General features: G+C 62.5%; 7 protein-coding genes and 2 pseudogenes. 1 reads left to right on the top strand and 8 read right to left on the bottom strand.

What is annotated here, in order from left to right; genetic code table 11:
* Window positions 1–236 precede the first annotated feature (236 nt).
* Complete coding sequence (locus tag LKE06_RS27260) at window positions 237–1,370, top strand: tyrosine-type recombinase/integrase (RefSeq protein WP_228002209.1); 1,134 nt, start codon at window positions 237–239, stop codon at window positions 1,368–1,370.
* A 397-nt stretch (window positions 1,371–1,767) separates the two neighbouring features.
* Here the strand turns inward: LKE06_RS27260 and LKE06_RS27255 are convergent, their stop codons facing one another.
* The 8 genes and pseudogenes from LKE06_RS27255 to LKE06_RS33375 form a co-directional block, all read right to left on the bottom strand.
* Window positions 1,768–1,929, bottom strand: a complete 162-nt coding sequence (locus LKE06_RS27255; RefSeq protein ID WP_228000954.1) for a hypothetical protein — start codon at window positions 1,927–1,929, stop codon at window positions 1,768–1,770.
* Between the two features lie 1,260 nt (window positions 1,930–3,189).
* Entirely contained in the window at window positions 3,190–4,146 is a 957-nt protein-coding gene (locus LKE06_RS27250; protein ID WP_228002206.1) for an asparagine synthase-related protein, read from the bottom strand.
* A gap of 47 nt (window positions 4,147–4,193) precedes the next feature.
* Complete coding sequence (locus LKE06_RS27245) at window positions 4,194–4,772, bottom strand: UTRA domain-containing protein (protein ID WP_228002216.1); 579 nt, start codon at window positions 4,770–4,772, stop codon at window positions 4,194–4,196.
* A 24-nt stretch (window positions 4,773–4,796) separates the two neighbouring features.
* Window positions 4,797–4,952, bottom strand: a pseudogene (locus LKE06_RS33380) (GntR family transcriptional regulator); the annotation flags it as partial.
* A 361-nt stretch (window positions 4,953–5,313) separates the two neighbouring features.
* Window positions 5,314–5,475: a hypothetical protein gene (locus LKE06_RS27235; protein WP_228000954.1), complete on the bottom strand. Its 162-nt coding sequence runs from the start codon at window positions 5,473–5,475 to the stop codon at window positions 5,314–5,316.
* A gap of 1,260 nt (window positions 5,476–6,735) precedes the next feature.
* Complete coding sequence (locus LKE06_RS27230) at window positions 6,736–7,692, bottom strand: asparagine synthase-related protein (protein ID WP_228002206.1); 957 nt, start codon at window positions 7,690–7,692, stop codon at window positions 6,736–6,738.
* Between the two features lie 47 nt (window positions 7,693–7,739).
* Window positions 7,740–8,318: a UTRA domain-containing protein gene (locus tag LKE06_RS27225; RefSeq protein WP_228002216.1), complete on the bottom strand. Its 579-nt coding sequence runs from the start codon at window positions 8,316–8,318 to the stop codon at window positions 7,740–7,742.
* 24 nt (window positions 8,319–8,342) lie between these two features.
* Window positions 8,343–8,498, bottom strand: a pseudogene (locus LKE06_RS33375) (GntR family transcriptional regulator); the annotation flags it as partial.
* Window positions 8,499–8,793 lie beyond the last annotated feature (295 nt).

The following is an 8,793-nucleotide window of genomic DNA, read 5'->3' as shown; positions in this document are numbered from 1 at the left end:
GAAGCCCTCACCGGTATCCCCGAGGCCACCTGGCGGTGGTGGGCACACGTCGGACAGGGACCAGCAAGCTTCAAACTCAGCGCTCGCCGTCGGGTGTGGCGAAAGTCTGTCGTCCTGGCCTGGATCGAGGAGCGGGAGCGGCTCACCAGCACGCAGGCAGCAGCCTGATGAGCACGTCACCGCGTCGCCATCGACGTTCAGGAGTTGAGCCGCGCTGGTTCAAGACTGTGACCGTCGTGAGCGAGGATGGCACGACAACCCGCGAACAGGTGCCGTCAGCGAACCACGGCAAGGGCAAGAAATGGCGGGCGCGCTACGTCGATGACCAGGGCAACGAGCACGCCAAAGGGTTCGACCGCAAGACCGATGCGCAAGCCTGGCTGAACGCGCAGATGTCCACGCTCGTCCAGGGCACTCACGTATCGCCACGGGATGCACAACTGACCATGCAAGAGTGGTGCGATCTCTGGATTCAGGGCTACGCAGTTCATCGTGACTCGACCGTTCGGCAAGCCAAGGTTCATATCAAGCTGATCACGCATGAGTTCGGTATGGTGCCCTTGGCTGCCGTCCGGCCATCCTCGGTGAAGTCTTGGGTAGCAAAACTGAAGACTGAGAAGCGTGAGCCGAGCTACGTCTACGCCGTGCATTCGCGCCTCTCGCAGATCATGAGCGACGCAGTGCATGAGGGCCTACTGGTCCGCAACCCATGCTCGCGCCGAACCGCGCCCCCGATGGGCAAGCAGAAGCCGTATGTCGCTACAACGCAACAGGTTTGGGCGATCTACGATGCGTTCCCGAAGCACCTACAGGCGTCCGTTCTGCTCGGTGCATTCGCCGGTCTTCGGGTCGCTGAGGTGTCCGCGCTCAAGGTCGCCGATATCGACCTCATGCGGGGCGTGGTGAACCCCAAGCAGCAATGGAAGGACGAACCGCTCAAGACCGACGCGAGCCAGACACCGATACCGATACCGAGGGAACTGGCGTTGCTGCTGTCGGCGTCAGTTAAGAAGTGGCCTGGCGAACACATGGTGACCGATGGCATGGGCAACCCTGCGCCACCCTGGCACATCGATCGCGCCCTCCGTGCGGTGCGGAACGCGGGCAAGGTGCAGTCATTGCCCGAGGAGTTCAGCTTCCACGACTTCCGGCACTACTTCGCGTCGCTGCTCATCTCCAAGAAGGCGGACATCAAGACCGTGCAAGTCCGCCTCCGCCACGCCAGCGCCAAGACCACGCTCGACACCTACGGGCACCTGTGGCCGGACGCGGACGAGTCCACCCGAACCGCAATCGGTGAGGTGATCGCGGAACGGATGGACTCGGGTACTGCTACTGCGGATGAACTGCGGACGGAGGACCAGGGTTAGATGCTCAGCCGCAGGTCAAGCCCCCAATACGACTTACACGTCGAAGTACAGCTCGAACTGCGTGCAGGACGTTTGTAGGTGACGGCTGCAATCGGATCAAGCGCTTGACCTGCGGGTTTTGCCGTTGGCATCGTTGGCTGGATATGGGTGGGTCCGCGCCTACTGCGGACGGATTGCGGACAAGGCCGGTCGGGACATCCCAACCGGCCTTTCCCATGCCTTGACCACGGTTGGCCCTGTCCTGGTTGGGTTGCGCACACATCGGAACTGCCCTGAACTTGGTGGCGGGGCTGAGCACTGTGGATGCCTCGTAACGACGAGACCAAGCGGCCGAAGGTCGCTATCCGTATGCCAAGCAAGCAGGGCGAAAAGGGGCCGAAGCCCCCAATCGAGTGGGTCACATGTAGCGGTCGAGCATGTCCTGGAACTCGGCGGTGGTGACCTTGTAGGTGAACCAGCAGCGGTTGCAGTAGTCGCCGTAGTCGGTGCGGAGCTGGTGGGCAGGACGAAGGCAGTTCTCGCAGTCGTAGTGGGCGGTGTGGCCGACGTAGCTGAGCATTTTCGGTTCCTTTTCGGTCGAGGGGGTCTGACTGAGGGCGTCTCGATCACGGCTGTGGTGGGCGTCAAGGGTGGGCTTGTCCCATCACGTAGTGACGCCGTAGGCGCCCTTGATGCCCGCCGCAGCCGTGATAGCCCTCAGATCAGTCAGACCACCTCGACCGAAAAGGAACCGGGGATGCGGCTACGTCGGCCACACCGCCCACCACGACTGAGAGCTGCCCTGCTGGCCTGCCCACCAGCTCCGCACCGACCCGGCGACTACTGCAACCGCTGCTGGTTCACCTACCCACCGCCGAGTTCCGGGACATGCTCGACTGCCATGTGACCCACCCGATTGGGGGCTTCGGCCCCCGCCCTGCGAACCACCCACCCAAAGCGACGATCCCGGGTTTCTCGAAGACCCTCGAACCGGACAACCGCCAGCCGACCGAGCCAACGAATTCCGTTCAGCAATTCAGTCGCACCTGGTGAGCGGCTTGGCGATTGGGCAGAGTGCCGGGCCTTTTCCGCAGACTGATGACGGCTCGGTGACCACCTACGCAGGTCCGGCAGGCTGGCTTTTGGGAGGCAAGCGAGCGGAGCTCGTGCGGCAGCACCGTATGAGAGTCGCCGCGCTGGTAGCCGCCGATCGGGCAGAGTGCCGGCCGATCGGAGTTCGGTGATCCGTTCAGCAACTCGCTGCCGGGCACACGTCCTGCCACGTCCACAGCTCGGGTCGATGCCGCGCTGAGCAATCCAGGAGACCGGCGACTGCCGATAGCGCGTGGGTGCCGCCGACGCGCCGGTCCGGCGGCGGAACAGAGCTTAGGACCGTAGCGCGGCGGTGGCGCGCACGCGCCGCCGCAGGCGCTCTTGACTCTATATAGCGAAATTCAGCAACCACTCCGTGAAGTGACGGGCGCTGGCGAACTGCTCGACAGTGTGTAGCTGCCTGTCCCTGCCGCGTGTTCGTGGTGAGTGTCCGGCTGGGTCTGGACGGTTCGGCAGTGATGGGGCTGGGCGGTGATTGTGCGGGAGCTGCGCAGCTGGGGCACGAACAGTGTCGCGGTAGCTCAAATCATTCGACTGCCGATGCTCGGCGTTGGGGCCACCTCCAGCTCAGGGGCGGTTTGGCAGCTGGTCCAAGCCGCATCGCGCCGAGGAAGGAGGCGGTGGGAGATGGCGAAACATCGCCGGAGCAAAACAAAGGCCCCGGTCGACTACGGCATCGTCTTGATCAGTGCTGCCGTGATCGCCGGGGCGCTCATGTTTCATGCAATCATGATTTCAGGATGGATAGATATAGCCGAGTGGCCACAGCTTCGGCATCCTCCATGATGGGATCGGCGTACGTCCGAGCACCAGGCAGGTTTGCGGCGTAGGTACGGGCTGCTGTCGCCAACACGGACATGAGCCCAGATGAACGTTGGATTGGGGCCTTTGCCGCCCAGGCCAGATGTTTTGCTCCCTCGGGAAGTTGAGCGTCACACGCCGTCCGAAGTGCGAGTTTGTCAGTCATGCGCCCGTTGTGCTCACCGAAAAGCGCTGTCGGGGCGAAGCATTCGGCGATTTGCCACCACCGGACGGTCTGGAAGACATGAATCAGCCGATCGGCGTACTGGTCTAACAGAGCTGGATAGAAGTCTGGGACCAGACGTTCGTAGCGGAAGTTCGCAGCTGACTCGGTGCGAATCAGCTGGTCGATTTCGGTCCGTGCCTCAGAAGAGGACACCGGGTAAGTGAGCTTCCGGCCACCGCCGAGGATGGCATCGGCACCGCTGCCGCTGAGGATTGCACCTAGATCTGCGATCGCGTCAAAGCTCCGACGGGCCGCGAGTAATGGAATGCCAGCAGTGACTTCCCAGAGCTCAGACGTGTCGAGACGGCGCATCACTTCGCGCGATAGGTCGCTGACCTCGTTGACGTTCAAACGGATGACGTCGTGCCGTAGCCCCAGGACGGAGGCAGCGGCAGCCGCGTTTGCTTCATCGGTTTGCCCCTCGGTCACGATGGTGATCGCCACGGGCTTGGCACCGAGCTCGACTGCAACTGCGGCAACATAGATGGAATCGACGCCGCCGCTCAGCAACACAGCTGGTGTCCCGCCAAACTTGTCCAGGACGGCCGCAATTCGCGAGCGAGTTTCCAGGGCAACGGCCTGTGCTGCCTCCCGGGGGTCGGTAATGGTGCGGAGGTCCGGATTCGGCTTCGCGATGTCACCGAGCAGATCGGTCACGAATTGCAGCGGCTCGGATGTTTGCGGGACCAAGTTGGAGTCGTTGATCATGTCCACCGTTCCAGTTGCGTTGTGTAGATCAGTCGGTGCCGATCGCCGGGGAGAACAAAGTCGCTGAACTCGACAACCTGCCCGTTGATGTCCCGCATTGTCTTGCGCACTGCGAAAACGGCTGTGCCAGGAAGCAATCCAAGCTGATCGATTTCTTCGGGCGAAGGCAGTCGTGTCGTTATGTCTTCGACGACCTGGTCGACTTCGATACCCAGTGTGGATAGTTGGTGCATCGTTCCGCCCGGCCACGGCTCGTTCCGCGGATCGAGCAGATCGGGATTCTTGCTGACCGTATCCAGGACGAGGTACGAGACGCCGGTGCTCAACGGCACATCTTCGTCGACGAACCGGGACCGGTACGTTCGCTGAAGCAGTTGAGTGCCAGCAGGAACGCCGAAGACCTTGGCCACAGGTTCGGTCGCAGGGCCAGTTTCGTACTCCGTCGAGAAGGCGAACTCGTCGGTTCGATGGCCGGTGTCGGTCTCGGCGCTGCCGTTCTGACGACGTTCCTGCTCCGAGCTATGGACCATCGCCTTCTCGCGGTGGTGGCGGTCGTTGCGGCGAACGACTTTCAAACGCGGTGTCCTTACGAACGTGCCGACACCATGCTTGGCCTCCAGGATTCCCTCGGTGCGGAGAACGGATAGGGCCTGGCGAAGAGTCGGGATGCTGACCTTGTAGCGCTTGATCAGCTCGGCCTCTCCGGGTATCCGAGTGCCAGGAAGTAGCTCCCCCGCAACGATCCGGCGGCGCAGGTCGTCAGAGATTAGCTCGAACTGCGTGCAGGACGTTTGTAGGTGACGGCTGCAATCGGATCAAGCGCTTGACCTGCGGGTTTTGCCGTTGGCATCGTTGGCTGGATATGGGTGGGTCCGCGCCTACTGCGGACGGATTGCGGACAAGGCCGGTCGGGACATCCCAACCGGCCTTTCCCATGCCTTGACCACGGTTGGCCCTGTCCTGGTTGGGTTGCGCACACATCGGAACTGCCCTGAACTTGGTGGCGGGGCTGAGCACTGTGGATGCCTCGTAACGACGAGACCAAGCGGCCGAAGGTCGCTATCCGTATGCCAAGCAAGCAGGGCGAAAAGGGGCCGAAGCCCCCAATCGAGTGGGTCACATGTAGCGGTCGAGCATGTCCTGGAACTCGGCGGTGGTGACCTTGTAGGTGAACCAGCAGCGGTTGCAGTAGTCGCCGTAGTCGGTGCGGAGCTGGTGGGCAGGACGAAGGCAGTTCTCGCAGTCGTAGTGGGCGGTGTGGCCGACGTAGCTGAGCATTTTCGGTTCCTTTTCGGTCGAGGGGGTCTGACTGAGGGCGTCTCGATCACGGCTGTGGTGGGCGTCAAGGGTGGGCTTGTCCCATCACGTAGTGACGCCGTAGGCGCCCTTGATGCCCGCCGCAGCCGTGATAGCCCTCAGATCAGTCAGACCACCTCGACCGAAAAGGAACCGGGGATGCGGCTACGTCGGCCACACCGCCCACCACGACTGAGAGCTGCCCTGCTGGCCTGCCCACCAGCTCCGCACCGACCCGGCGACTACTGCAACCGCTGCTGGTTCACCTACCCACCGCCGAGTTCCGGGACATGCTCGACTGCCATGTGACCCACCCGATTGGGGGCTTCGGCCCCCGCCCTGCGAACCACCCACCCAAAGCGACGATCCCGGGTTTCTCGAAGACCCTCGAACCGGACAACCGCCAGCCGACCGAGCCAACGAATTCCGTTCAGCAATTCAGTCGCACCTGGTGAGCGGCTTGGCGATTGGGCAGAGTGCCGGGCCTTTTCCGCAGACTGATGACGGCTCGGTGACCACCTACGCAGGTCCGGCAGGCTGGCTTTTGGGAGGCAAGCGAGCGGAGCTCGTGCGGCAGCACCGTATGAGAGTCGCCGCGCTGGTAGCCGCCGATCGGGCAGAGTGCCGGCCGATCGGAGTTCGGTGATCCGTTCAGCAACTCGCTGCCGGGCACACGTCCTGCCACGTCCACAGCTCGGGTCGATGCCGCGCTGAGCAATCCAGGAGACCGGCGACTGCCGATAGCGCGTGGGTGCCGCCGACGCGCCGGTCCGGCGGCGGAACAGAGCTTAGGACCGTAGCGCGGCGGTGGCGCGCACGCGCCGCCGCAGGCGCTCTTGACTCTATATAGCGAAATTCAGCAACCACTCCGTGAAGTGACGGGCGCTGGCGAACTGCTCGACAGTGTGTAGCTGCCTGTCCCTGCCGCGTGTTCGTGGTGAGTGTCCGGCTGGGTCTGGACGGTTCGGCAGTGATGGGGCTGGGCGGTGATTGTGCGGGAGCTGCGCAGCTGGGGCACGAACAGTGTCGCGGTAGCTCAAATCATTCGACTGCCGATGCTCGGCGTTGGGGCCACCTCCAGCTCAGGGGCGGTTTGGCAGCTGGTCCAAGCCGCATCGCGCCGAGGAAGGAGGCGGTGGGAGATGGCGAAACATCGCCGGAGCAAAACAAAGGCCCCGGTCGACTACGGCATCGTCTTGATCAGTGCTGCCGTGATCGCCGGGGCGCTCATGTTTCATGCAATCATGATTTCAGGATGGATAGATATAGCCGAGTGGCCACAGCTTCGGCATCCTCCATGATGGGATCGGCGTACGTCCGAGCACCAGGCAGGTTTGCGGCGTAGGTACGGGCTGCTGTCGCCAACACGGACATGAGCCCAGATGAACGTTGGATTGGGGCCTTTGCCGCCCAGGCCAGATGTTTTGCTCCCTCGGGAAGTTGAGCGTCACACGCCGTCCGAAGTGCGAGTTTGTCAGTCATGCGCCCGTTGTGCTCACCGAAAAGCGCTGTCGGGGCGAAGCATTCGGCGATTTGCCACCACCGGACGGTCTGGAAGACATGAATCAGCCGATCGGCGTACTGGTCTAACAGAGCTGGATAGAAGTCTGGGACCAGACGTTCGTAGCGGAAGTTCGCAGCTGACTCGGTGCGAATCAGCTGGTCGATTTCGGTCCGTGCCTCAGAAGAGGACACCGGGTAAGTGAGCTTCCGGCCACCGCCGAGGATGGCATCGGCACCGCTGCCGCTGAGGATTGCACCTAGATCTGCGATCGCGTCAAAGCTCCGACGGGCCGCGAGTAATGGAATGCCAGCAGTGACTTCCCAGAGCTCAGACGTGTCGAGACGGCGCATCACTTCGCGCGATAGGTCGCTGACCTCGTTGACGTTCAAACGGATGACGTCGTGCCGTAGCCCCAGGACGGAGGCAGCGGCAGCCGCGTTTGCTTCATCGGTTTGCCCCTCGGTCACGATGGTGATCGCCACGGGCTTGGCACCGAGCTCGACTGCAACTGCGGCAACATAGATGGAATCGACGCCGCCGCTCAGCAACACAGCTGGTGTCCCGCCAAACTTGTCCAGGACGGCCGCAATTCGCGAGCGAGTTTCCAGGGCAACGGCCTGTGCTGCCTCCCGGGGGTCGGTAATGGTGCGGAGGTCCGGATTCGGCTTCGCGATGTCACCGAGCAGATCGGTCACGAATTGCAGCGGCTCGGATGTTTGCGGGACCAAGTTGGAGTCGTTGATCATGTCCACCGTTCCAGTTGCGTTGTGTAGATCAGTCGGTGCCGATCGCCGGGGAGAACAAAGTCGCTGAACTCGACAACCTGCCCGTTGATGTCCCGCATTGTCTTGCGCACTGCGAAAACGGCTGTGCCAGGAAGCAATCCAAGCTGATCGATTTCTTCGGGCGAAGGCAGTCGTGTCGTTATGTCTTCGACGACCTGGTCGACTTCGATACCCAGTGTGGATAGTTGGTGCATCGTTCCGCCCGGCCACGGCTCGTTCCGCGGATCGAGCAGATCGGGATTCTTGCTGACCGTATCCAGGACGAGGTACGAGACGCCGGTGCTCAACGGCACATCTTCGTCGACGAACCGGGACCGGTACGTTCGCTGAAGCAGTTGAGTGCCAGCAGGAACGCCGAAGACCTTGGCCACAGGTTCGGTCGCAGGGCCAGTTTCGTACTCCGTCGAGAAGGCGAACTCGTCGGTTCGATGGCCGGTGTCGGTCTCGGCGCTGCCGTTCTGACGACGTTCCTGCTCCGAGCTATGGACCATCGCCTTCTCGCGGTGGTGGCGGTCGTTGCGGCGAACGACTTTCAAACGCGGTGTCCTTACGAACGTGCCGACACCATGCTTGGCCTCCAGGATTCCCTCGGTGCGGAGAACGGATAGGGCCTGGCGAAGAGTCGGGATGCTGACCTTGTAGCGCTTGATCAGCTCGGCCTCTCCGGGTATCCGAGTGCCAGGAAGTAGCTCCCCCGCAACGATCCGGCGGCGCAGGTCGTCAGAGATTAGCTCGAACTGCGTGCAGGACGTTTGTAGGTGACGGCTGCAATCGGATCAAGCGCTTGACCTGCGGGTTTTGCCGTTGGCATCGTTGGCTGGATATGGGTGGGTCCGCGCCTACTGCGGACGGATTGCGGACAAGGCCGGTCGGGACATCCCAACCGGCCTTTCCCATGCCTTGACCACGGTTGGCCCTGTCCTGGTTGGGTTGCGCACACATCGGAACTGCCCTGAACTTGGTGGCGGGGCTGAGCACTGTGGATGCCTCGTAACGACGAGACCAAGCGGC

Source organism: Nocardia australiensis, assembly GCF_020733705.1.
In the GTDB taxonomy this organism is placed as follows: Bacteria; Actinomycetota; Actinomycetes; order Mycobacteriales; family Mycobacteriaceae; genus Nocardia; species Nocardia australiensis.
This window is presented reverse-complemented; position numbering and strand designations above follow the sequence as displayed.